The 23581-nt window shown below is 34.1% G+C and carries 22 protein-coding genes and 2 riboswitches; of the genes, 8 read left to right on the top strand and 14 right to left on the bottom strand.

The genetic code is table 11. The annotated features are described in order from the left end of the window. The first annotated feature begins 62 nt into the window (after nucleotides 1–62). Together D9782_RS07700 and D9782_RS07695 are read left to right on the top strand one after the other, a co-directional pair. Nucleotides 63–278 (top strand): hypothetical protein, encoded by a 216-nt coding sequence (locus D9782_RS07700; protein WP_026682488.1) that lies wholly within the window; start codon nucleotides 63–65, stop codon nucleotides 276–278. Between the two features lie 445 nt (nucleotides 279–723). Then, nucleotides 724–1119, top strand: coding sequence for a spore coat protein (locus D9782_RS07695; protein WP_051388425.1), 396 nt, complete (start codon nucleotides 724–726; stop codon nucleotides 1117–1119). Nucleotides 1120–1396: 277 nt separating this feature from the next. Here the strand turns inward: D9782_RS07695 and D9782_RS07690 are convergent, their stop codons facing one another. The 3 genes from D9782_RS07690 to D9782_RS07680 all read right to left on the bottom strand — a co-directional run bounded on the left by D9782_RS07690 (nucleotide 1397) and on the right by D9782_RS07680 (nucleotide 4101). Further along, the gene (locus D9782_RS07690) at nucleotides 1397–2107 is read right to left on the bottom strand and encodes an ABC transporter permease (protein WP_026682487.1); all 711 of its coding nucleotides are present in this window, start codon (nucleotides 2105–2107) and stop codon (nucleotides 1397–1399) included. Then, nucleotides 2104–2952 carry an ABC transporter ATP-binding protein gene (locus D9782_RS07685; RefSeq protein WP_026682486.1) on the bottom strand — a complete coding sequence of 283 codons (849 nt, stop codon included), beginning with the start codon at nucleotides 2950–2952 and terminating at the stop codon, nucleotides 2104–2106. Before D9782_RS07685 ends, D9782_RS07690 begins: the two co-directional genes overlap by 4 nt. Nucleotides 2953–3063: 111 nt before the next feature. Next, nucleotides 3064–4101 (bottom strand): LytTR family transcriptional regulator DNA-binding domain-containing protein, encoded by a 1038-nt coding sequence (locus D9782_RS07680; RefSeq protein ID WP_121604443.1) that lies wholly within the window; start codon nucleotides 4099–4101, stop codon nucleotides 3064–3066. 370 nt (nucleotides 4102–4471) lie between these two features. Between D9782_RS07680 and D9782_RS07675 the strand changes: the two genes are divergently transcribed. Then, nucleotides 4472–5791 (top strand): glycosyltransferase family 2 protein, encoded by a 1320-nt coding sequence (locus tag D9782_RS07675; protein ID WP_162986350.1) that lies wholly within the window; start codon nucleotides 4472–4474, stop codon nucleotides 5789–5791. 188 nt (nucleotides 5792–5979) lie between these two features. Here the strand turns inward: D9782_RS07675 and D9782_RS07670 are convergent, their stop codons facing one another. From D9782_RS07670 to D9782_RS07650, 5 genes are all read right to left on the bottom strand, one after another. After that, nucleotides 5980–7107, bottom strand: a complete 1128-nt coding sequence (locus D9782_RS07670) for a DegT/DnrJ/EryC1/StrS family aminotransferase (protein ID WP_034679479.1) — start codon at nucleotides 7105–7107, stop codon at nucleotides 5980–5982. After that, nucleotides 7107–8429 carry a nucleotide sugar dehydrogenase gene (locus tag D9782_RS07665; protein WP_121604441.1) on the bottom strand — a complete coding sequence of 441 codons (1323 nt, stop codon included), beginning with the start codon at nucleotides 8427–8429 and terminating at the stop codon, nucleotides 7107–7109. Before D9782_RS07665 ends, D9782_RS07670 begins: the two co-directional genes overlap by 1 nt. Nucleotides 8430–8539: 110 nt before the next feature. Further along, nucleotides 8540–9547: a glycosyltransferase family 4 protein gene (locus D9782_RS07660; protein ID WP_121604440.1), complete on the bottom strand. Its 1008-nt coding sequence runs from the start codon at nucleotides 9545–9547 to the stop codon at nucleotides 8540–8542. A gap of 154 nt (nucleotides 9548–9701) precedes the next feature. Continuing rightward, entirely contained in the window at nucleotides 9702–10919 is a 1218-nt protein-coding gene (locus D9782_RS07655) for a glycosyltransferase (RefSeq protein WP_121604439.1), read from the bottom strand. Between the two features lie 32 nt (nucleotides 10920–10951). Beyond that, the gene (locus tag D9782_RS07650) at nucleotides 10952–12145 is read right to left on the bottom strand and encodes a glycosyltransferase family protein (RefSeq protein WP_121604438.1); all 1194 of its coding nucleotides are present in this window, start codon (nucleotides 12143–12145) and stop codon (nucleotides 10952–10954) included. A 149-nt stretch (nucleotides 12146–12294) separates the two neighbouring features. Between D9782_RS07650 and D9782_RS07645 the strand changes: the two genes are divergently transcribed. Both D9782_RS07645 and D9782_RS07640 read left to right on the top strand, forming a co-directional pair. Further along, nucleotides 12295–13050 carry an SDR family NAD(P)-dependent oxidoreductase gene (locus D9782_RS07645; RefSeq protein ID WP_121604437.1) on the top strand — a complete coding sequence of 252 codons (756 nt, stop codon included), beginning with the start codon at nucleotides 12295–12297 and terminating at the stop codon, nucleotides 13048–13050. 25 nt (nucleotides 13051–13075) lie between these two features. Next, nucleotides 13076–14053 carry a dTDP-glucose 4,6-dehydratase gene (locus tag D9782_RS07640; RefSeq protein ID WP_121604436.1) on the top strand — a complete coding sequence of 326 codons (978 nt, stop codon included), beginning with the start codon at nucleotides 13076–13078 and terminating at the stop codon, nucleotides 14051–14053. Nucleotides 14054–14067: 14 nt separating this feature from the next. Here the strand turns inward: D9782_RS07640 and D9782_RS07635 are convergent, their stop codons facing one another. Beyond that, a complete protein-coding gene (locus D9782_RS07635; RefSeq protein WP_240455823.1) occupies nucleotides 14068–15285 on the bottom strand; it encodes a glycosyltransferase in 1218 nt (405 codons plus the stop codon). A 150-nt stretch (nucleotides 15286–15435) separates the two neighbouring features. Between D9782_RS07635 and wecB the strand changes: the two genes are divergently transcribed. Further along, on the top strand, nucleotides 15436–16509 hold the full coding sequence (wecB, locus tag D9782_RS07630) for a non-hydrolyzing UDP-N-acetylglucosamine 2-epimerase (protein ID WP_121604435.1): 1074 nt from the start codon (nucleotides 15436–15438) through the stop codon (nucleotides 16507–16509). Between the two features lie 419 nt (nucleotides 16510–16928). Here wecB and D9782_RS07625 read toward each other — a convergent pair whose 3' ends face one another. From D9782_RS07625 to D9782_RS07615, 3 genes are read right to left on the bottom strand one after another with little or no spacing between them, the layout of a single operon-like run. After that, on the bottom strand, nucleotides 16929–17954 hold the full coding sequence (locus D9782_RS07625) for a D-glucuronyl C5-epimerase family protein (protein ID WP_121604434.1): 1026 nt from the start codon (nucleotides 17952–17954) through the stop codon (nucleotides 16929–16931). Between the two features lie 5 nt (nucleotides 17955–17959). Further along, nucleotides 17960–18649: an acyltransferase gene (locus D9782_RS07620; RefSeq protein WP_240455822.1), complete on the bottom strand. Its 690-nt coding sequence runs from the start codon at nucleotides 18647–18649 to the stop codon at nucleotides 17960–17962. 14 nt (nucleotides 18650–18663) lie between these two features. After that, complete coding sequence (locus D9782_RS07615) at nucleotides 18664–19587, bottom strand: glycosyltransferase (protein WP_121604432.1); 924 nt, start codon at nucleotides 19585–19587, stop codon at nucleotides 18664–18666. Nucleotides 19588–19719: 132 nt separating this feature from the next. Between D9782_RS07615 and D9782_RS07610 the strand changes: the two genes are divergently transcribed. Further along, on the top strand, nucleotides 19720–20646 hold the full coding sequence (locus D9782_RS07610) for a Gfo/Idh/MocA family protein (RefSeq protein WP_121604431.1): 927 nt from the start codon (nucleotides 19720–19722) through the stop codon (nucleotides 20644–20646). A gap of 1304 nt (nucleotides 20647–21950) precedes the next feature. Here the strand turns inward: D9782_RS07610 and D9782_RS07605 are convergent. Both D9782_RS07605 and D9782_RS07600 read right to left on the bottom strand, forming a co-directional pair. Further along, entirely contained in the window at nucleotides 21951–22148 is a 198-nt protein-coding gene (locus tag D9782_RS07605; protein WP_121604430.1) for a hypothetical protein, read from the bottom strand. A gap of 13 nt (nucleotides 22149–22161) precedes the next feature. Beyond that, nucleotides 22162–22356: a DUF2642 domain-containing protein gene (locus D9782_RS07600; protein WP_121604429.1), complete on the bottom strand. Its 195-nt coding sequence runs from the start codon at nucleotides 22354–22356 to the stop codon at nucleotides 22162–22164. A 268-nt stretch (nucleotides 22357–22624) separates the two neighbouring features. Beyond that, nucleotides 22625–22736: riboswitch (TPP riboswitch) on the top strand. Between the two features lie 204 nt (nucleotides 22737–22940). On the opposite strand from D9782_RS07600, the gene thiW reads away from it, so the two are divergent. Next, complete coding sequence (thiW, locus tag D9782_RS07595) at nucleotides 22941–23438, top strand: energy coupling factor transporter S component ThiW (protein ID WP_026682469.1); 498 nt, start codon at nucleotides 22941–22943, stop codon at nucleotides 23436–23438. Next, nucleotides 23427–23529: riboswitch (TPP riboswitch) on the top strand. Its footprint overlaps the gene before it by 12 nt. The last annotated feature ends 52 nt before the right edge of the window (nucleotides 23530–23581 follow it).

The following is a 23581-nucleotide window of genomic DNA, read 5'->3' as shown; positions in this document are numbered from 1 at the left end:
TCCTTAACACGATTACCCTTTCTAAGAATATACTATATAAAAATCGTATGGAGGTGATTGGATTGAGTAAAAACAGTGAAAAAAACAGTAATAATGCCCCAGGTCAAATTGTAGATTTCCTTTTAGATGCTACACTAAAAAAACATGGGGCATCGTTAAAGACAAAAGAATTAGATGAAAAGGATAAAGAAATGGTCAGAAATATGGTTAATCAATTAAGAAAAAATGTGGAAGAATTTACGCAAGAAAATAAAGATACCAATGAAAACAAGGAATAATAGTTATTAAACTATATTGGATACTAGACAAATAAACTATTTATAAAATTAACTTCCTTCCTATATATGGTATAGCATGCATAATGAAGCCTGGTAAATCAATGGATATGTACCGGGCTTCACCTCTTTCTGAGAAAAATATCTATCTATAGCAATAAATAGGTAGTATATCTTAGTACAATCACCCTTCCTATTTCCACTCTTAATCATAAAATATTCTAAACGAGAAGAAGGAGGAAATAATAGTATGCCTAGATCAAGAGCATTTGATGATGTAAGAGACCATAGGAGAAAATGCGATTGCCATCGATTTAAGGATATCTGTGATAGCTGCGATAGACGCGATAAACACCATCATTGCGATCGTGACAGATTCGATGATCGTTTTGATTCATGTGACAAGAGCTGTGGCGATGACAAAAAATGGAGAGCACTAGACACTTCCATGTGTCACCCATTTGATAAAGATTCCACGGTGGATCAGGAGGCAAGTGGAGAATTAAATAATGTGCAAAAGTCTCTCGAATCCATTATTATTAAGGATTCCTGTGATGTAGAGGTATCCTCATCAGATATCCAAGCTGCACTTAATCTCCAAGTTGCGCTTCAGGTAGCAATTGCTATCGTAATTAGCATTTCGATTGCAGATGGTCATAAAGCAGACGAAATAACTCAAGATCTGTTCGCAAAATTAAAATCTAGCCAAATTAACAAACAGCAAGTTTATATTGAAAACTCACGCGGAGTAGAAGTATCCACAACGGATACTGATATTGCTATTAACATCCAAGTTCTATTACAAGTATTGATTGCATTAGTAATTAGATTAGATATTTTATAGTTCTAATAAAAAATATATCACTCCTACAGAAACAAAGGCTATCCCAAATGTCTACGAAGCATTTGGGGTAGCTTTTTTTGTCACGGTAAAATGGCAATTTATAATTTTTTCACTTCGATTCCTGTAACTTATCGTACATAAGAAACCTAGAATCATACCGGAGAAATTCGCTTTCAACGAAATTACATCCTTCTTCACCTAAATCAATAAAGCTTGCACTTCAATTTACACAAATAACTCTAATACCAAGCATTCAAAATAATGTTTATCAGTCTTGCTATCCAGCAGTCTCCTTCTTTTTATAAAACCAGGTCGTTAACAGCCAAATTCCTATTCCCCATACCAAAATGATAGCTAAATAACCCCAAATATCTTCGATACCTGCCCCAAGCTGCACTTCTTTTGCCAATTCTGCCAGTTGAACATTTGGTAAGTATTCAATAAAGGACAGAATTGGATAAGTATTGATTAATGTTTGTAACAACGTACTAAAACCGAATAAAAAGATAATTGGTAACGTAATGACAGATGCTTCTACAACTGATTTCGTTAATAATCCCATTAGTGTACCAAGACCAATATAAAAAACAGATGAGATTATCAGTGCAATAGCAATGAGACTTATACTTGATGGCTCATAATCTATTAATCTTGCTGATAGTATGATGGTTAGAAGTGTCAATAAAAAAGTAACTAAGCTCTTACCACCAAATATCTCTAGAATAGTTGCGGGAGAAAGCATTAAACCACGCAAGGTATTTTTTTCTTTTTCTTCAGCAATAATGGCACTTTGCACAAATACTCCGATTGTAGAGAACGAAAGATTAATAACTAGATAAATCATATCTATAGAAAGCTCATCCATTCTCGAATATAGCACAGCAATTAATAGTGGCATTAGCATTGAGGAAGTAATAAACATATTCTTCGATAAATCCTTTAAATCCTTTAGAAAGATAGCGTACATTCTTTTCATTGAAAAAGTCATACCAGTTTCCTCCCTGTTAGTTCTACAAATATATCTCCAAGTGTTGGTTCATTGGAATGAATAGAGACTACTTGATCTGATGCAAAATAATCGTATATGTCCTTTGCTCCTTCTGGACCAGCTGGTACATTAATTTCTCTACCATCTTTTAGTTCAATGCATACGGAAGCTTCCGCAAATTGCCTACGAAGCTTTTTCGGTTGATCTAGCAACTGAATTCTTCCTTGATGAAGAAATGCTACACGGTCACAAATGTTTTCAGCTTCATTCATATCATGCGTTGTTAAAAAAATCGTTGTCCCCTCCTTGTTCAGTTCACGTAATCCTTGATGAATAAGTGCTGAATTGGCAGGGTCTAGAGCAGACGTCGGTTCGTCAAGAAATAAAAGCGCTGGCTTGTGCAGTAATGCCCTTGCCAAAATGACGCGTTGAAACATCCCCTTTGACAACTTAGCTACCTGCTTTTTTCGTTCTTCAGAGAGACTTACCATTTCCAATACCTCTCCAATCCGTTTCGTTGAAACTTGATACAGCTGACAATATAGATTTAAATTATCCTCAATAGATAATCGACTATATAGCCCACTATTATCTGTAATTACTCCAAATTCACGTCGGTACTGTGGTTTATTTAAAGATGATGCTGGTTTTCCAAAAACCGTGGCCTCTCCAGATGTTTGTAATAATTGGCCAGTTAAAATTTTAATAGTGGTCGTTTTCCCAGCTCCACTTGGCCCCAAAAATCCAAACGTTTCTCCTTTTTCCACCGTAAAATTTACATCTTCTAATGCAGCTTGATTGCCATAAATCTTAGCAAGTGATTTTACCTGTATAATATGTTCCATTCATTTTCCTCCTATGCTGATAACTGTTTCGTGTAACCTCAGCATAGGAAAAAATCTGCAATTTAGCAGTATTTTTACCGTGAATGGAGCCATTGAATGGATGAATGGATTCTATTTCATTCCTAACATATCCTTCAATTGTGCCATTTTTGATTTGGACAATGGAATGGAGGTCTTTTCTTTATTATTTAGAATTAAACTATAACTATTACGTGTCCATGTTATGACTTCACGTACCTTTTGCAAATTAACTATATAAGAGCGATGGCAGCGAAAGAATCCAAAATGCTCCAAGCGGCTTTCCAATTCATTTAATGTAGATGCACTAGTGAAGAGATTACCATTACTGTATATGTGAGATTGTCCATCATTACTTTCAATATAATCAATCTCAGGAGGATCAAATAGCACGATTTTGTCATTTACTTTCGTTGGTATTTTATTTAACTGAAAAGGCTGTACTTCTGCTTCAAGCATTGGATCGTCTAATATCGAATCACTTTCTCCTTTCTCTGTAGGAATTTGTTGTAAACCTGATTCATCTATACGAAGAACTTGATCAGCAATAGTTAGCGCACTTTCCAAATTACCAGTTAGTATAAGAACACCCTTCCCTTCATGCTGCAATCTTCTCGTAATAGAAATAAATACTTGTCTTGTTTCAACATCGACGTTTAAATCTGGTTCTTCAAAAATATATAACTCAGCATGCTGAAGCAATTGTTTTCCAAAACGGACGCGCTGTTTTTCAGAATACGTTAGCGTTTTTATTTTTTGGTTTTGTTTATCTTGCAGCTGCGTGATACGCAAAAGTTGATCAATCGTTTGATTACTATCGTAAATTGCTCGATAGAATGAGAAATAGTCTCTTACTTTTAATCTGTCATATATCCCGTCCTCATAGAAGGCTAGGACCACTCCTGATAAAAATAGATTTCTATTTTCCATTATTGTAACGCCATTGATACGAATTTCCCCCTTCGATGCCAGCGTTTTACCAGAAATTATTTCTAACAGCACTTTTCTTATATTTAATGTGGAATAAACAGCAGTAATATCTCCTTTCTCTATAGTAAGATTAAATATCGGAAATATGATAGAATCTTTTGTTCGCTTTTCTAGACTATATATTACTAATAGGCCTGCCATTCGATTTCTCCTTACGTTCTGTATTTTCGTTTATCCTTTTAGTAGTAGTATTAGTTTACTAGATTATGGCATTATACTCTATATTCTTTTCCCCATGACAAATAACAATAGATCATTAATCAGCCACTCGCTAAAACTTAATAACTTTAAAAGTTAATTGATTACTAGGACTTACAGAAATAATAATGACTATTAAATCCGCCAACGTCTTTATTTAGTTTTACCTCTTTGCTAAAAGTAATTTTGTTACTTCTATCCTAAATTAAGCCATGCACTTAAGCGACTTAAAAAGCATATACTATATAGATTTTCTGTATATGGCACCTACACTATTCGATTTTTTAATACTATGCAAAGGTGGCGGTCTATAATGTTGAAAGATATATCAGCCATTATCATCTTTCCTTTCAATCAAAAAGTATTCTATAAAATGATAGCTTCTTTACGTGCTCTTCATAAGAGAATAAATTCTGTTATTGTATTTCAAGAAGAAAATGTAGTTTTAGATAGTAGTCAGTTTAGTGATTGGTCTATCCATTTTGATTTTGTTCCTATTAAGAATGACTTAGAAAAAGAACTAAATAATGTGATAGATCAGATGATTACCCCCTATGCTTTATTTCTAAGTCACACACATTGTCTATCTCCACATATCTCCTCAGAAAAGCTTCAGCTTAAACAACCAAAGACAGTGTTAGCAACGTGCTGCCATGAATATCATAGTATTATTTATCTGCCACTTTTCGTATCGACTGCGTATATTAAAAAAATAGGTGGGTTCTCCAACGTTAAAACTCCATTTAAAGAAGCCTTTTTGCCTGCTTGGATTGCGAATATAGATAAATCATGTCAAGTTAACAAAGAAGGTTTGATTAAGCAAGCATGGCAAACAGTCACCTCTACAAATAAGGAAAAACAATTAATGATAGAAAAATACCAATTAGAAAAAAATAAACGAAGTTCTCCTTCTCTTACTGTATTAATCTCAAATTATAATATGGAAAAATATGTAGAAACCGCCGTTGCTTCATGCACTTTACAAATAGAACCATTTGATCAAATACTAATCATCGATGATGGCTCTACAGATAACTCCTTAAATAAACTATTACAATGGGATAATAGAGAACAGGTCAGATTATTTACCAAAAATAATGGAGGCAAGGCTAAAGCCTTAAATAAACTACTACCTTATGTTACATCTGAATTTATAGTAGAGCTTGATGCCGATGATTGGCTAGATCCTAATGCAGTATCCATTGTAAAAAAGTACTTATTAAAGCTCTCGAAGGAAACATCCGTGCTCTACGGTAATTTTAGGAGATGGAAACAAGTAAATGAAGACATACTTTTTAAAGGAATAAGTAAGGGGAAAAGCGTTGACGGAGAAGCTGAGTTGATGTCTTATTCATTCCCTCTCGGACCGAGGATATATCGAACATCGATTTTAAAAAAAGTAGGTGGCTTTCCAGTAATCGATTTTGAAAGTGGAAGGCTGTATGAAGATGTAAGCATCTTATTGCAATTAGTAAAGCAATCTAAGCTACATTATCAGGATTTTACGATTTATAATATTAGAGAACACAAAGAAAGTATTACCAAAAATAACGGTAGCAAATGGAATGAGTTTATTAACAACATAATTCCTAGGATAAATAATAAAAGTCCTAAAATAAATGAAAAGGATTGAATAAGTATTACTTATATATAGCCGACTATAGCTTCTTCACTACTTGTTATTGTAAATTATAAATGATTAACTAATCAAAAAAATCATTAGAGTTTATTAATAGTCCTAAGAAAGCAAAGCATAAAAACGCCCATAAGACTAGTTCATTACTCCTCTACAATTATGGGCGTAATTAGTTTATCTATGGCTTATAGACCGCTATTTAAAAAGTTTAAAACCTTTTCAATCACATACTCTTGTTTTTGAATAGATAGCATTGGATATATAGGCAACGCAAGTATTCTATTAGCTACTTTTTCTGCTATCGGGAAATCCCCTTCTTTATATTCGAGATAATGAAAAGCCTGCTGCAAATGTAAAGGAATTGGATAATAAATAGCAGAGGCAATTCCATAATTTCTTAATTCTAGTGCAAGTTCGTCTCTTTTATCTAATTCAATACAATACTGATGGAAAGTATGCGCTTTGTTATTTGGTATTACTGGGCTTTTCACAAATTCCTTAAAGTTATCTGTATACCGCCTTGCAACCTCCCTTCGCTGATGCAGGAAAATATCTAAATAAGATAATTTAATTAATAAAATAGCAGCTTGAAATTCATCAAGCCTACTGTTCATACCAATTGATGAATGATAATATTTTTCCTTACTACCATGATTTCTGAGTTTACAAATTTGTTCATAAACCTTTTTTTGATTCGTAGTTATCATTCCTGCGTCACCAAATGCCCCGAGATTTTTTGAAGGAAAAAAAGAGAAGCAAGCAATATCTCCAATCGATCCTACTCTTTTTCTATCATCTTCTGCTCCAATTGCCTGACAAGCATCTTCAATCACCTTCAAGTTATATTTTTTAGCTATATCTATGATTTCTTTCATTCTAGCAATTTGACCATATAAATGTACTACAAGAATGGCTTTTGTTTTTTCCGTAATTTGTTCTTCAATTTTTGCAGGATCTATATTATATGTTTCTTCTTCAATATCTACAAAAACAGGAGTAGCACCGACTTGTGCGATGGCTTCACCAGTAGCAAAGAAAGTAAACGGAGTAGTAATTACTTCATCTCCGTCCCCAACATTTAAAGCTTTAAGGGACAATTCTAACGCATCAGTGCCATTTGCTACTCCGGCACCATACGATGCTCCTACATATTTCGCTATTGCCTTTTCTAATTTCTCTCCTTTTTCTCCTAGTATATACTCACCGCTATCTAAGACATCACCTAACGTCTCGATAATTGGACTTCTTATTAGATATAATTCTTCTTTTAAATCTACCATTGGAATAGGGGTTAATTTGTTATTGTTAAACATCATAACTCCTCCTTTGGCTTTTCATTACCTATACTCCTATAAGTAATCCCCAGACTACTGATCTCATTTTTATTTAGTTTATTTCGGCCATCTAAAACTAGCATACAATTTTTGAACTCTTCAAAACTTAAATCAGTATAAGCATCATGAAAAGCCTGAAGGATTACAACATCAATTTCAGAAACAAATTTATCCTGTAAAGATAAAGGCGAAGCTCCATATGATTTAATTTCTTCATTCGTAAATAAAGGATCATTTACAAATACATTTGATCGCATATTCGTTAGTTGGTCCATTAAAAGTAATGTTGTAGACTTAGTTGGTTCCTTTACATTTTCTCTATACGATAATCCTAGAATGAGAATATTTTTGTCTGTTAAGCTTCCAAGTTCCTTTTCAATCTTAGCAATAGCATAATTAGCCATACGATCATTAATTGTCCTTGCCAACCGTGTCATTCCTTGTTTCAAACCTTTATTAATAAAAAAATATGGATATATTGGAATACAATGTCCTCCAACACCAATTCCAGGTGTGTGTAAATGTGAATATGGCTGACTATTACTTGCTACTATTACTTCTGACATATTTACGCCTTTTGTTTCTGCAAACTGAGCTAGCTCATTTGCAAGTGCAATATTCACATCACGATATACACATTCTGCAATTTTAGAAAACTCAGCTGTTTCTATTGAGCTCACTTCAATCAATTCACAATGTAAAGCATTTTTATAAAATTTTACAGCTAATTCCAAACTCTTTTCATTAACTCCACCAACAACCTTTGGATATTTTTTTAAATCTTCTATTATTCGATTGGAATAAACTCTCTCTGGACTATAAGCGAGGTAGAAATCTTCTCCTAAGCGTAAACCAGATAGCTCTTCTATCTTTTTACCAAACCGATGTTGTGTATCACCAGGAGGAATAGTCGTTTCAAAAATAACTAGTGTACCTTTTTTAATCCCACTAGCTATATCTTTAACGGCAGCATCTATCAATTGATAATCTACATTGTACTGATTATCGATTAGTACAGGGACAATTACAACAACTATATCCGATTTCGTAACAGCTTCTGCTGTCACAGTGGTTGCAGATAAGTTCTTGCTTTTATGAGCTGTCAAAACCAACTTATCTAAGCCAGGTTCATTTACAATATGAGATTTACCTTGATTAATTGTAGCGACAACATCCTTATTTATATCCGATCCATAGACATTATAATTATTATTCGCAAATACTGCAGCCAGCGTTAATCCAATTTTCCCAAGTCCAATTACTGCCACATTCGCTAATGCTTCTTGTTGATCTGTTATCATTATTCACCCTCATTTCTACAAAGAAAGATACTATAACATACGAATCCACTTGTAGAATGACTGTACATTAGCACTTATAAGGATAAAATCAACTACCGCCTCTAAAACTACTACTTTAGTTCGTTATAAATATCAAGATAACGTTGTGCGACGATGGGAGAATCATGATATGTCTCAATATATTTTCTTCCTCTTTTTCCAAGCTTATTCCAGCTCTTTGGTCTTTGGATTAGTTCTTTTAGTACGCTTGTAATCGTAGAAGGATTCGCATTTATGATTGGGGTATTACCGGGGTATTTAGTCACTAGGTCTTCCCTTAAATAGCAAATAACAGGCTTTCCGAAGGCCATTGCCTCAGAACTAATATACCCGCTAGCCCCAATTCGTAACTGATCGATAACAATATCAGCTTGGGACAGCATATTCCTTGTCTCTTCATATGTAATCCCTTCAAGCAATTTAAACTGAAAAGGTATTCCTGATTCCTTTAAATCATGAACAGCTTGTAAAATAAATTCTGTCCCCTTAAGATCGCGCGAGGTAGGAGCATGAACAACAAGTGGAGATGTTTTTCGTGGGTCAGGGTACTTTGGCTTAAAATTACGGACATTAATGGTATGTGGAATAATATGTGTATGTTTATACATGTGTGAAATATACCCTTCCAATTCAGGGTCTTGGACAACGGCATGATCAATATAGCCTGAAAGCTTCTCTACATTGCTATATATTTTTTCTTCCGTCCATTCAGGTTTCACACGAACATATGGGTTTAAACGCTTTGCAACAGACAATACGCGAATATCAGAACCATGATGATGTACGATCATTTTCTTACCTGCTTGCTTTAACATGGCTAGATCCCTTTTATCAGAAAAAAAAGTTTCACCAAAATGAAAGTGAAAGATGTCATAGGTTTGCATCGCTTCTTCTAAAAATTCGTTGATTCTTTTTTCCCTTTCCGTAGGTGGTAATAAATTTAAATGTAGGCACATATCTGGTTGAAACTTGTATATATTGTCGTTAAAATGACATGCTGTCGCCTCGACTCCTTTTGCTCGTAATGCCCGACATAATTCAATCATAGGGGCACCATAAGGTAAATGTAAGACTTTCATTAGAATTCTCCTCGTATATTAATATTTAGGCGTTATGTTTTCGCCCATTGTTTCCTATTCATTCTTATTTCTTAAATATTTTACGTGCGTTAAACCCGTCGTTTTACACTACAAACGGACACTTTTCGATGGCTAATTCGTACTATTCTCCCAATTATCCATCCATTAATTTTTTATACACTTTAAATAGTCTTTTTTCCATATGCTCCCAACTGAACATAGACTCCATTATCTCTCGTGCATGATAACTCATCTCATCAAGCTTATGATTTTCTAAGTCGAGTAAAGCTTCTACATAATCTTGTGCATCAGCCTTTAGCTTGGGGACAACGTAACCACATCGATACGTTTGAATAAATTCAGCCATATCTTTACATTGATTTACTAAAACCGGAACACCATTGTTTAAATAACTAAAGAACTTATTTGGCATAGCAAATTTGTTATTTAAAGAATGACTGACGTCTAAATCAATCCACCCTATATCTGCATCTTTCATAGCTTTTGGTATGGAATCATAATGCTGCCACCCCACAAATTCAATATGATCATTAATATTCGTTAGGTTGTAATGATTATTATCGTATTTACCTGCCTTCCATCCCCCAATTATTTTGGCTTTTACAGGCATTTGCTTATTAACTAATTCCAATATATGAACAAATTTATTAAAGCTCCCTCTCTTTTTATTTACTGTGCCTTCATACACAAGCGTTAATTCGGAATTGTTCGTTTTCTTCGGTACATAATCCCTAGCTAACGGTGGAGAATTATAAATTATTTCTATAGGGAGATTGAGATTAAAGGATAAATACCACTCTTTAATTGATTCAGATACAGTTACCAAATAATCTAACTCTTTTAGCATTATTTTCAGCATCTGAATTTTTATTTTCAACGTTTGGATAGGCTGTTTTAAAAGGGGGTCAGGTTCTAATTCATGACTATCATAAACAAGTTTGCATCGTTTTCCTTGAGACATGAATGCACGTTTGATCAAAATACCAGAATATAAAGAAAAAAATTCATGTGCATGATAAATATCAGCATCCTGCTCAATCCCTAGTTGTGTTAACGGATCTGAAAACTGATTATTCTTTTTCGACTGGAGGTTATAATGCAATGTTTTTATATTTTTTTCCGGGAACATTTGCTCATATGTAACTATCTTTATGCCTTCATAATAAAACGTTTTTTCTAGAAAACGTTCAGTAAATGTACTACCGTCAATATCAAATAAATACCCCTCTATTCTGGGCACAATCATCGTTACACGATACCCTTGTTTTAACAGGCTCTTCGCTTCCTTTTTAAAAATACGAGCATCCAGAAAAGGGTGCTCCGTTAATAAAAAACAAACATCTGTATGCATTATTACCCTCCCAATAATAGCCTCAATTCATTCTATAACAGAAAATACGGTTGTCGGTTTCCAACTAAGGATTGATAAACCGCCAATAAACGTTTTTCCATATGACTCCAGCTATAGGTTTCTTGCATAACGTTTCTTGCATTCTTACTCATTATCTGCCATTCATTCGGATATTGGTGCAAATATTGTATCGCATCTATATAATCCAAATAGCTAGAATTTCGTTTATTAATTACCATTCCACAATAATACGTTCTAATAAATTTCTCTAGATCACTACATTTATTTCCTATAACAGGGATGCCATTGTTTAAATAACTAAATAATTTAGCAGGCATGGTAAAGGCATTATTAAGTGAATGTGATGGATCAAGATCTATTAACCCAATATCTACATCCTCCATGGCTTTCGGTAGATCATGATAATTAATCCAACCAAATAGCTCTATCCTTGATTGTAAATGTTTTGGTATGGAAAGTGTCTCCCCGTATCTTGGACCACCAATGATCTTAAAGTGAATATCAATATCTTCATTGTAAAAATCCGTTATTGCTTTTATTTTCTCAAAGGTTTCTTTTGATATATTTCCTTCATGTGCTACCACAAGTGAATGATTAGACCCATTTTTTTTCTTGATATTTGGTGTTAATGATGGCGCATTATACACGACCTCTATGGATAGCAATGGATCTATAGATAAGTACCAGGATTTAATCGATTCAGATACTGTAACAATGTAATCAACCTCTTTTAAATTATCTCGGAGTGTCCTCATCCATCTTTGCTTTGTTTCAGCATTAATTTTTAAAGAGAATGGGTCTGGAATTATTTGTCTGCTGTCATATATTAATTTAACCTTTTTACTATTCTGCTGTCTTAAAGCACACTTAATTTCTTTACCATATGTAAATGAATTCAACTCATGGGCATGATAGAAATCTGCATTCTCTTTCAATCCTAATTGATAAAGAGGATCAGATAAATAATTAACGGATCTTTTTTCACTATCATAGGTAACAACTTTAATGCCTTGATAATAAAAAACCTCATCACGAAATTGCTTGGAAAATGGTTTTCCATCGACATGAAATAGCAGACCGTCTTTTCGTGGTGCAATAATCGTAACATCAAAACCATGATTTAAAAGGCTTTTGGCCTCACATTCAAATATACGTGAATCTAGAAAAGGAAGGTAACATAGCAACATACATACCTTTTGATTCAAAAAAAATCCCCCTATCTTTACTGTCTGAATTGAATATAGTCCTTCTTTCTACTTAATAAAGTATTAACACTCTAAATAAAATATTCATACATATAATTGAAATATGTGATGTATTTTTCACCGCTACATGAAATATTGGAGGATACCTTATGGATTTACAATTACAAGGTAAGAAAGTACTTGTTACTGGTGGAACTAAAGGAATTGGTAAAGCAATAGCAGAAGCCTTCCTAAAGGAAGGGGCCAAGGTGGGTATTGTAGCTAGAAATAAGTTAGAACTAGAAGCAGTGAAAAAGGAACTTGGTGTCAAGATTTATACAAAAGATATCGCAAATAATCAGCAAAGAGAACAATTAATATCTGATTTTATAAACGATTTTAATACAATAGATGTTCTTGTTAATAATGCAGGGGCTAGCTATGGAAAAAGTATTTTAGAAACACCCCCCAATCTATTTAATGAAGCGATGAATCTCAACTTTATCGCTGCCGTTCATTTAAGTCAATTAGCAAGTCAGCACATGATTACTGAGGGGTCCGGAGTAATTATAAACATCTCTTCTATTTACGGAAAGGAATCAGGGGGAGTTCCAGCTTATAACGCTTCAAAATCCGCTTTAAATAGTTTCACAAAATCGTTTAGCTCTGAAGTAATAAAACATAATATTCGTGTTAATGGTATTGCTCCAGGTGCTATTTTCCACCCCAACAAGGAATGGAAACGACGAATTAAAAACGACCCACACTTCTTAGACAATTATGCACAAGCTAACATACCAGCAGGAAGACTTGGTAAACCAGAGGAGATAGGAAATACTGCTGTTTTTCTTGCATCAAATAAAGCTTCGTGGATCGTTGGATCTACAATTAGTGTAGACGGTGGTCAGTCACGATTGAATTATTAAATGAAACATGGAAGGGAAGGGCAACATGAAAAGGCAGTCACTTAAAAACAGTACTATTTTAGTCATTGGTGGAGCGGGCTTTATTGGAAGTCACTTAATAGATAAATTAATCGAAGAAAAAGCTAAAGAAATTATTATTTTAGATAATCTTTTTACCGGAAACAAAGAAAATTTAACCTCTGCTCTGGAAAAGAATAATACAACGCTTTATATCGATAATGCCGAAAACCAAGAAATTCTAAACTATATTATGGAAGAACACGACATTGACATTGTTTTTAACTGTGCAACCAAAGCATTGAACTATTCGTTTATGAATCCAGCCAATGCCTTTTTAACAAATGTTATAGTCTTGAAAAATTTATTAGAATTACAACGAAAAAAGAAATTTCAAACACTGTGTCATTTTTCATCATCAGAGGCATTTGGATCATCTCAGTATCAACCGATGGATGAAAATCATCCTTTAGCTCCTACAACAACTTATGCCGCCGGAAAAGCTGCTGCTGATTTGATGTTACAGTCTTACGTAACCATGTTTGATCTAGACGCATTTATTGTTCGGCCATTTAATAATTACGGGCCTAGACAAAATTTCACAGGACCTCTAGCTGGGGTTATTCCTACAACGATTAGAAAAATACTTTCTAATGAAATTCCTGAAATTCATGGCAGTGGTCAACAAACAAGAGATTATATATATGTGAAAGATACTGTCGATATCGTGACAACACTATATTCCGTAATTCCTCCAGGAGATTCTGTAAATATTACAACAGACCAACAGTTATCGATTGAATATATAATGGAGACGATCATTGATGAAATGAATTATCAAGGAGAGATCCTTAGAAAACCAAATCGAAAAGCCGATGTTACCAGCCATAGGGGATCAATGAAAAAATTGCAGAGCTTGATTGGCTCCTATAATAAAACTGACTTTAAGGATGGAATTGCATTAACGATAAATTGGGTAAAACAGCAGGTCACTGAAACGAACTAAAAAAGAGCTTTACGCTAGTTATTGAGTAACTCATGATATACATTATCTAATCGGTTCTCCATTTTCTCCCAGCAATACGTTTCTTCCATTACTTTTCTAGCGTTTAGACTCATTTGTTTCAATACCTTCTTATTATTGGCTAAATATAGCATAGCTTCAGCATAATCTGTAGCAGTAGCATCTCTTTTATTAATTACTAAACCACATCGATGGGTTCGTAAAAAAGATTCCATCTCATGGGAGCGGTTTACTACAATAGGAACACCATTATTTAAATAACTAAAGAATTTATTCGGCATCGCATAGGAACGATTAAGTGATTCATGTAAATCTTCATAATCAATCCAACCTACTTCTACATCTTTCATATGTTGTGTAATAGAATAATAATCTACCCACCCAGTTAATTTAATTTTATCCTTTAAATGATTGGGAAGTTTAAATGTATCACCAAACCTCGTTCCACCTATAATTTTAAATTGAAATTCGATGGAATCAGCACATTTTTCTGTAATTTGTATTATTTTATCCTTACTTCCCCTTTTATAATCAATGTTACCTTCGTAACAGGTAATCAGACCATTTCCGGTAAAGTCCTTTGGCTGAAATTCTTTAACCAATGGATGCGAGTTATATATGACCTCTACAGAAAATGTGGGATCTTGGGAAAGAAACCAAGACTTTATCGAATGTGAAATGGTAATGATTTGATCAACTTCTTTCAGCATAATTAAAAGCTTCTCTTTCAAGTTATTGCGATGACTCTCATGGTTTTTAGGATCGAAAGGGTCTGGTGTTAATTCATGACTATCATAAATTAACTTTACTTCTTTATTCCTTTGCTTTAATAACCTTTTTACACCAATCCCAGCAAAAAGCGATAAATACTCATGAGCATGATAAACGTCTGCATTTTGTTGTATACCAAGTTCTGTTAATGGGTTACTGAACCCTTGTTCCCACTTAGATACGGGAGCTACGACTTTGCTTAATGGTGCTCTACTTTCTTCAAATGAATAAGTGACTATCTTAATTCCTTCATAAATAAATGATGAAGAAGTAAATTTATCTTTTATAGGAGTACCATCTATGTCAAACAAATATCCATCCTTTCTAGGAACAATTAATGTCACATCATAACCTAAATTTCTTAAACTTTTGGCTTCCCGTTTAAATATTCTAGAATCTAAAAATGGGTGTTCTGCAACTAGCATGCATACCTTTTTAGACAATTTTTCATGCCCCTTTCCTGTATTAAAGTTGTTTTAGATATCTAACTCTTTTATTCTATTTTTTTACTTTTCAAATCATGTGCAGACTAGCGATAAGGATATAAAAATCATAATTTTATACTGAAAGCCTTATATAGAAAGGAGAAAGAAATGCACATTTTAACTATAGTAGGCGCAAGGCCACAGTTTATCAAAGCATCTATGTTATCTAAAGCGATCAATTCCCAATCCAAAATAAAAGAGATCATGGTACACACAGGTCAACATTATGATGATAATATGTCTACCATCTTTTTTGACCAATTAAAGCTTGCTAAACCAGATTATTATTTAGGTATAGGTTCTGGCTCTCACGGTGAACAAACTTCTAAAATGCTATTAGAATTAGAAAAGATTATGATGTCTGTTAAGCCTGATATTGTACTTGTATATGGAGATACGAATTCAACCCTTGCAGGAAGCATCGCTGCAGCAAAACTCCATATTCCCTTAGCTCATGTTGAGGCTGGTTTACGTAGTTTTAATAAAAAAATGCCTGAAGAGATTAATAGAGTGATTACAGACCATTTATCAACATTGCTATTTTGTCCAACGCAAACTGCTATTGATAATTTAGAACACGAAGGCATCAACAGAGGTGTTTATTTAACGGGAGATATTATGTATGATTCTATTCTTTACTTTAAAGATCATGCTATCCAACAATCTACCATTTTAGAAGATTTATCACTTACAAATAATAATTATTATCTTGCCACTGTTCATCGAGCAGAGAATACCGATCAACCCGAACATTTAAAACAAATACTAACTGCATTTCAACAATTAGCTAAAACAGTAGTCCTTCCATTACACCCTAGAACTAAAAGTAAAATTAAACAGTATAAGTTAAATGAATTAATTGATTTACCTCATATCAAAACAGTAGAACCATTACATTATTTTGATATGTTAGCATTAACTGCTCAAGCAACAGCAGTTCTAACTGATTCTGGTGGTTTACAAAAAGAAGCCTATATGCTACAAATTCCGTGTATTACATTAAGGCAGGAAACAGAGTGGATTGAAACTGTACAGACCGGCTGGAATCAGCTAGCAGGATATAATACGAAACAAATAGTAAATAATGTCAGGAATCTAAAGACTCCTAATCATTCTCCTCCACGGTTTGGTGACGGAAAAGCAGCCTACGCTATTCACCATATTTTAATGAATGACTTTTAATTTAAAATAGAAACCTGAGAAAATGAGACTAAATATACAGATACAATAAAAGTAAAACTTCAATCAGTTGGGGGTTTTTGTTTTCCCCCACTGATTGTTAGTACCACAAGGGTATGACCTAAAGGCACTGGAACCAATCGGACATTTACTGGCAGTTGATCCCACACTTATCCATATCGATTTCACTATTGCTTGAAGTGGGGATTTTACTGCCAGTTATATGCGGGATTAACGATGATCTTTCATTCCAGAGCCCCTTGATATCCCCAACTTAGGGGAAAACACAGACGCACTGCCCCTATTGTCTTACGCATCTCATAATAGGGGGAGCACTGCGATGTACAAGCCTACCTAGAATCGAGCTTCTATAACATTCTTTCCTATTTAGAGAATAATTCATTTGTATACTTTTATTTGAATTATACAGTAGACACTTTTCCGTCTAAATAGCCTTTCCATCTTTGTAATGCTTCGTTCATTTTTGCGTCCTTCTCTATCGAGTTTAATGCAGCTAATAAATGGATATGGGTAATATGATACCCCCACTTTGCTACATTTGGATAACCTCCATCCGTTGTATAATGCGTTAAATCATAAGCAGTGCGTGAACCCAAATCATATAAAGGTAACATTCTTTTTAGCGAAACAATTCCTTCTTGATATAATTTTTTTGTTTCCACATCGCCACTTTGTTTAGAAAGATCATATAACCCAATTAATGCAAACATGAAGCCATTCAAAATAAAACTAGGTGGATCTGTTGGACATTCTTCATAAAACATGTACTTGTCTTCAAACTTAGCTAGCACCCCATTGTTATTTGAAGGAATTTCAAACATTTTAGTGGCTTTTAATGCACATTGCTCATACTTTTTATCTTTGGTAAGCGCAGTAGCCCTAGATAAAACAGACATAGCCATACCTAATCCAATCGCAGAATACCATGGAGACTTGATTTTATTTAACCTACCAGGGTAATAGTGAAGATCAAATTGATACGGCCACCCTCCTTGTTCGTCTTGATGATGCATAAACCAATCAGCTACTTTTAAAAATTTTTGCTTACTTGCTAATTTCTTCTCTTTTAAATAAATGCTATAATGTTGCAGGCCATATTGAGCAATTGTAGACGGATTAAAATATTTTCCATACGTGTAAATTGTTTTGGGAATACCATTAATAAATTCGACATTCCAATTCTCTACACGATTTCTGTCATAATGTAAGTAATTACCTTGATAATCATATTGATCTATTTCTAAATAACGAGCCTTCGTAATGAAAATTTTCAACAAATTATCTGTTTCTAGCCACTCTTTTTCAACACCGTAGCCTTTTTCTAGTAAAGTTATTGGAATTAGAAATTCATTACCAATTCTCTTCCCAACTGCTTCGAATTGATTGTGCATCAAAACCATAATATCTTCTATCTGCTTTGTATCCATCTAAATCAACTCTCTTCTGATAAACCTATTATTTTTGCGGGTATGCCTACGGCTATTACACCATTTTCTAAATGCTTTGTAACAACAGAACCTGCACCGACTATCGTGTTGTTTCCAATATTGACCCCCGGTAGTAATGATGCATTATTTCCAATTTTGGCACCATTTTTAATAAAAGGTCCCTTTAAGCTATAACTTTGCGCTCCCATATACTTATCATTAGACATTGATACACAGGGACCAACAAATACATTATCTTCTATTATGGTATCCCCTGTAATATATGCCATTGTTTGAATGGTACAAGAGTCTCCAATTTGTGTATTTAGTTCAACTATCGCTGCTCTACCGATAACCGTTTTATCACCGACTATCGTATTTTCTCTGATACTCGCATGATCACCAATGAATACCTCTTCGCCAACTTGAGTACCAGCGTAGATAGATACTAGATGACCAATCCGTGTACCAGCTTTAATTACTAACTCGGTAATATTCGACGTTTTCCGCATTCTTTGGTTAATAGCTGGCTTGATACCAAGAACACAATTACAGCCAATCGTTACATTGTTATCAATTTTTGTTCCCTCTAAGATCACAGAGTTATGGCCAATTACAACATTCTCTCCAACTGTGACGTCATCCTCAATTGTAACATGATGACCAATCTGCGTGCTTTCAGGTATAGAAGACAAACAAAAACCTCCCATTATTGTGATTGAAGTATCTTTTCTATTTTCTTAACTAATTGCTGTGCTCGGTGTTGAACAGTATGGTGTTGATGAATAAACCGGTATCCTTGTTCAATTATTTGTTTCCGTTCCGTTTCATGAGCTAAAAAATATGCTGCCTTTTCTTCAAAATTAATTTCATCGATTGCTACAAAATGTACTCCTGGAGTAAAACCTATATCTTCTAATTCTTTAAAGGTAGGGGCTAATAGCAATGTTTTACAAGCAAGTGCTTCAAAATATTTCAGAACTGGATAATTATGTCTAGATGGGCAAGTAAAAAATAGCTTGGATCTGTTCAACTCTTTTGCATAATTGTGCTCCATCATCTTTTCTTGTTCTTTTTCTCTGAAACTTTGATAACCTGGATGCCTGTGATAAATAAAATCAGCATTCCCCTCATACGTCTTTATGATTTTTTGCCTTAAGGGATACGTATCACTTACAGCTCCCATCAGTAGTAAGTTGATATCTTTTTTTAACTTATAGTCTTTACATACATCTATATTGACGAAATGCGGAAACCATTCCATTTTATCTTGAAATTCAGGATATAATGTTAAAAATTTATCTCTAATGATAGAAAACAAGTAATCTATATTATTTTTATTAATAAAATTTCGTCTAAGGCTTATAAAGCGATGGACATCATTTACAAATAAACCAGTTGGTATATCAATATGAGCAAGGCCGTTTATCTTTGGTGACATATGTCGATCAATATCATTTAAAAGTACTATAAAATCGGGTCTAGTTTCTAGTTTCCTTAATATATAGTCAATGTGTCCAGACTGTCTCCATAATGTTAAATGTACCATATTTTTAAGTTCCTGCTCTAAATAATAAAAATTCCTATTGATCAATTTAGAAGTGTCTTCTGCAATTAAGAGCAATTTGATCATGTTGACACTCCTTCCTATCATTCGCGCACAGGCCAATTGCCAATTTTAAAATTTGTCGTTATGACAGTCTACCTCACTTTCTAGCTAATGCATAACATGTAAATAATTCGTATTCAAAGTGAGGAGAATTATATGAGAGTTGGTGTAATTGGAACTGGTAATATGGGAGAAAATCATATACGAACGTATTCGTCTATGTATCATCACTGCCAACTAATAGGTATATATGATATAGATGAAACGAAAAGAAATGAAATTGCTAAAAAATACAATATGAAGCCTTTCCCATCATTGGATAATCTCTTAAAAGAAGTTGACGCTGTTAGTATAGCTGTCCCAACTAAGTTTCATTATGATATTGGTTTAAAGTGTATTGATAATAAAGTACACATGTTATTAGAAAAACCTATGACCAGTACAGTAGAACAAGCAAAAGATTTGCTTTATAAATCTTTAAAATCAGGGGTCATACTTCAAGTTGGCCACATTGAGCTTTTTAATCCCGTAATTCAGGAACTTCTAAAGGTATTAGAAAATAAAAAAATAATTGGCATTGAATTTCAGCGTATGAGCCCCTACCATAAAAGAATTAAAAATATCGATGTTGTAGAGGATTTAATGATCCATGACCTTTATATTTTGCAAGAGATTCTTAAGGATAAACTCATGGAAGTTAAGGCGTTAGGAAAAATAATTGACGGTACAATTAAGCATGCTGTGGTCATTGCCAAGTCTTCACAAGAGACAATCGTAAAGCTGTCATCTAGTTTTAAATCTAAAAATAAAATTAGAACCATACAAATTCTCACCGAAGATGCTTTTATAGACGTCAATTTATTAAAAAAAGAAATCAACATACGAAGCTCTATTCTCACCAAAACTATTAAGGTGGATGATTCTATACATCCACTACAAGTACAGCTAACTGATTTCATAAACTGTATTAAGGTCAAAAGAGAACCTTCTGTATCAGGAAATGAAGGAATAAAAGCATTATTAATTACCAATCAAATTAGTAAGGAAATTAGTAAAATAAACAACGAGAACAAATTTTTATAGGGAAAATTCAAATACCAAACCAGTCTTAGAAAGTATGAATAATTAGTGTCTAATTTTATTTATATTCGCTGGTTAATCATATCATTCATATAAATATTTATTTTCAAACTTGGGTACCGATGATTATTAAAATTAAAACCACGCCATTACAAGAGTTAAAACCAAAATCGCAATGGGATTATTTAAGTGTGGTTATTATTGGTCAATTTAAAACAATTGTTTCTTCTTTATTAGTCATTCAATTTAAAATCATGTAATACGTTCTTTTTTCCCCTAAACTCTAAGAATTTTTGTTTATCTAAATATTCTCTGAAACAGGCAATCTACTCCGCCTGTTTCAGAAATTATATGCTGATTTTTCAGTACCAAGTCCCCTCTAATAAAAAAACACCAAAAACGTCATTAACCTATTTGAGCCGAATTCAGTTGGTCTACTTTACTATGAATTCTTCTTAGACCTTATTGTAATGAAGATAGAGATTTCCTTATAACTGATTTGTTACAGGAACATCATGGACAATCTGTATTATTACCATCCTGTAGATACTTAAACTACTCTTTCTTCACCATGGTATTATAAGGATCTGTCCCTCTACCGAACGGACAGTAAACAGGTTTCTTCCGAACTGATCCTGAGTAAATGACTTCCCCTCAGTTTGATGACTTCTATACACTTTCGATACTTCCTCAGTGGTTCAATGGTTTCGTTTCCATAATATTCACCTGACAGACTCTCGTTCTGCCATTTCCCTAATGCTCAATACCATAACTTTTACCTATACATCTGATCACACAACATACCCGCCCCCCCTGTTGTACCTTTATTTCTGACTACTTGAAGATAAGCTTAATTGAGATTATTTCTTGAAAGAATCCTCTCTAACAGATCAGATACACCATCTTGGTTGTATCGGCTCGTTATCCTATAACTCTCACAGCCCCCTCATAAGATCTCTCCCTGTTAGAATGAAAACTTTCCTCCGATATAACTGCTAAATTTGCTGTATGGGCAGTATTGGACTTTGTCTTATGTTACAGACTTATCTGAACTAATCAAACCTTCTGTCTAGTTTCTGTTCGTCAGTTCAGAAGTTTACGCCCAGCTTCTTTCAGTCACTACCACACGATAGCCATTTCCATGCGCTAACAGTTCCTACTGCCAAGCTTGTAGCAGACTTTCAACGCCAAGTTTTCATCCATGCACGGTGCATAACTAAAAAAAGTATAACTCCTTCAAATCGAGAAGTTATACTTTTTAATCAAAAGTAATACTGTTAAACCAACAAAACCTAACTTTATTATTCTTAAGAAAATCGTACAAAATTAATAGCATTAAATGCTATATATATTTCTTGAGGCCCATAACCACTATTATCGTTAACGATTACCAATTGTGAAGTTACCTTTAGAAGCGTACCTTCTATTAAATTATTATCAGTAGCTATTTCAGCATCAGAGCCTATACGCGTTAAAAGTTCGGCAAAAAGATTTATTTGGAACATCTATATTCCTCCTTTATAGCTCACTAATAAGCTCAATTTTATACAGTCTCACCAAAACTTGGTCGCCAGATCCCTCGATAATGACAGTATAATCATTCTTAACCTGATCAACTGTTCCCGTTACCATTCCAAAAGCAGTAGTAATTTGAACTTGTTCATTTATTAAATTTAGAAGTACTTGTTTAATTTTAGAAGGAGTAAGTGCCAATTAGATTCATCCTTTCTATAATAAATTTCTATTTACCATATGCTACATTTACTAAGCTGTAAGGGCATTTATTTCTATGGATCACTAATTCCACCATTATCATATAAACATAAATAAAATAATAGATGATAACCTATCAAATAAGCCTATTAAAAAAAGGCGCTTTAAATGGTAGACGCTATATTCCTTTTTTCCCATGACAAATAACAATATATTTGTTATGCTTGATTCTGTTAGTTGCTGAAAGCATAATTAAATTCACAAGTTACTTAACTACTAGGGGTGCCCAATATGTGGGCTGAGAGGAAACACGTGACGTTTCTAACTCTTATGGACCTGATCTGGTTAATACCAGCGGAGGGAAGTAGTAGACGCAACGTCTTTCTATTTTCTTACACAAAGCCAGGTCCATGGAGGATCTGGTTTTTTTCATAAGAACAGAGTGGATGTATATTATGCTTTGCTGTCTACCTTTAGCATCCATAGCTACTGGGGAGAGGCGTGTAGGACGTAAGCTATACCGCATATTGTCGGTAATTCCTATTGTTGTCCTATGCTCACTTTTTATAGAAAGGAGGGAATAAGTGAGAAGAACGCACGTATTAACATTGATGGCAATTTTCGTAGCAATTGGAACATTAGGAGCACAATTCTTATGGTTTCCTGCTGGAATTGCTAAAGCGTATCCAGTGCAGCACGCAGTAAATGTAATGGCGGCAGTAATACTGGGACCTGGTCCAGCCGTAGTCATAGCTTTTATGATTGGAATTTTACGAAATATGCTGGGGATTGGTACATTACTTGCTTTTCCGGGAGCAATGGTTGGTGCTTTCCTTGCTGGGCTTTTTTATCAGTGGTTTGGTAGAAAGCTGTGGGCTGTGATCGGAGAAAGCATTGGTACTGGTATTATCGGATCATTCATAGCGGTTCCATTTGCTAAATTGTTTATGGACAGTGCTGCTGGCGCTTTCATTTTCATGCCATCGTTTTTGGTAAGTAGCATAACTGGCGCATTTATTGGCTGGTTCATTTTATTACGAGTAAAGCAAGAAGATACGATACGCGTACAAGGAAACTACTAGGGGCGCTTTGTTGCTGAGATAAGGACTTTTCCTTTGTCCCTTTGAACCTGATCTGGATAATACCAGCGCAGGAAAGTAGTGGGGAACATATTATTATCCTCTATTTATCTACTTTTACACCTCTAGTGGCTTCCCATAATAGA

The sequence above is a fragment of the Virgibacillus sp. Bac332 genome, assembly GCF_003667785.1.
Classification (GTDB): Bacteria; Bacillota; Bacilli; order Bacillales; family Amphibacillaceae; genus Virgibacillus; species Virgibacillus salarius.
This window is presented reverse-complemented; position numbering and strand designations above follow the sequence as displayed.

Excerpts from the sequence above, each read along its gene's own strand:
- D9782_RS07680 (WP_121604443.1), bottom strand. The coding sequence starts at position 4,101 with ATGGCAGGCCTATTAGTAATATATAGTCTAGAAAAGCGAACAAAAGAT.
- D9782_RS07695 (WP_051388425.1), top strand. The coding sequence starts at position 724 with ATGTGTCACCCATTTGATAAAGATTCCACGGTGGATCAGGAGGCAAGT.
- wecB (WP_121604435.1), top strand. The coding sequence starts at position 15,436 with ATGCACATTTTAACTATAGTAGGCGCAAGGCCACAGTTTATCAAAGCA.
- D9782_RS07670 (WP_034679479.1), bottom strand. The coding sequence starts at position 7,107 with ATGTTTAACAATAACAAATTAACCCCTATTCCAATGGTAGATTTAAAA.
- D9782_RS07610 (WP_121604431.1), top strand. The coding sequence starts at position 19,720 with ATGAGAGTTGGTGTAATTGGAACTGGTAATATGGGAGAAAATCATATA.
- D9782_RS07655 (WP_121604439.1), bottom strand. The coding sequence starts at position 10,919 with ATGCATACAGATGTTTGTTTTTTATTAACGGAGCACCCTTTTCTGGAT.
- D9782_RS07685 (WP_026682486.1), bottom strand. The coding sequence starts at position 2,952 with ATGGAACATATTATACAGGTAAAATCACTTGCTAAGATTTATGGCAAT.
- D9782_RS07645 (WP_121604437.1), top strand. The coding sequence starts at position 12,295 with ATGGATTTACAATTACAAGGTAAGAAAGTACTTGTTACTGGTGGAACT.
- D9782_RS07615 (WP_121604432.1), bottom strand. The coding sequence starts at position 19,587 with ATGATCAAATTGCTCTTAATTGCAGAAGACACTTCTAAATTGATCAAT.
- D9782_RS07690 (WP_026682487.1), bottom strand. The coding sequence starts at position 2,107 with ATGACTTTTTCAATGAAAAGAATGTACGCTATCTTTCTAAAGGATTTA.
- D9782_RS07660 (WP_121604440.1), bottom strand. The coding sequence starts at position 9,547 with ATGAAAGTCTTACATTTACCTTATGGTGCCCCTATGATTGAATTATGT.
- D9782_RS07625 (WP_121604434.1), bottom strand. The coding sequence starts at position 17,954 with ATGGATACAAAGCAGATAGAAGATATTATGGTTTTGATGCACAATCAA.
- D9782_RS07605 (WP_121604430.1), bottom strand. The coding sequence starts at position 22,148 with ATGTTCCAAATAAATCTTTTTGCCGAACTTTTAACGCGTATAGGCTCT.
- D9782_RS07665 (WP_121604441.1), bottom strand. The coding sequence starts at position 8,429 with ATGATAACAGATCAACAAGAAGCATTAGCGAATGTGGCAGTAATTGGA.
- D9782_RS07640 (WP_121604436.1), top strand. The coding sequence starts at position 13,076 with ATGAAAAGGCAGTCACTTAAAAACAGTACTATTTTAGTCATTGGTGGA.
- D9782_RS07675 (WP_162986350.1), top strand. The coding sequence starts at position 4,472 with ATGTTGAAAGATATATCAGCCATTATCATCTTTCCTTTCAATCAAAAA.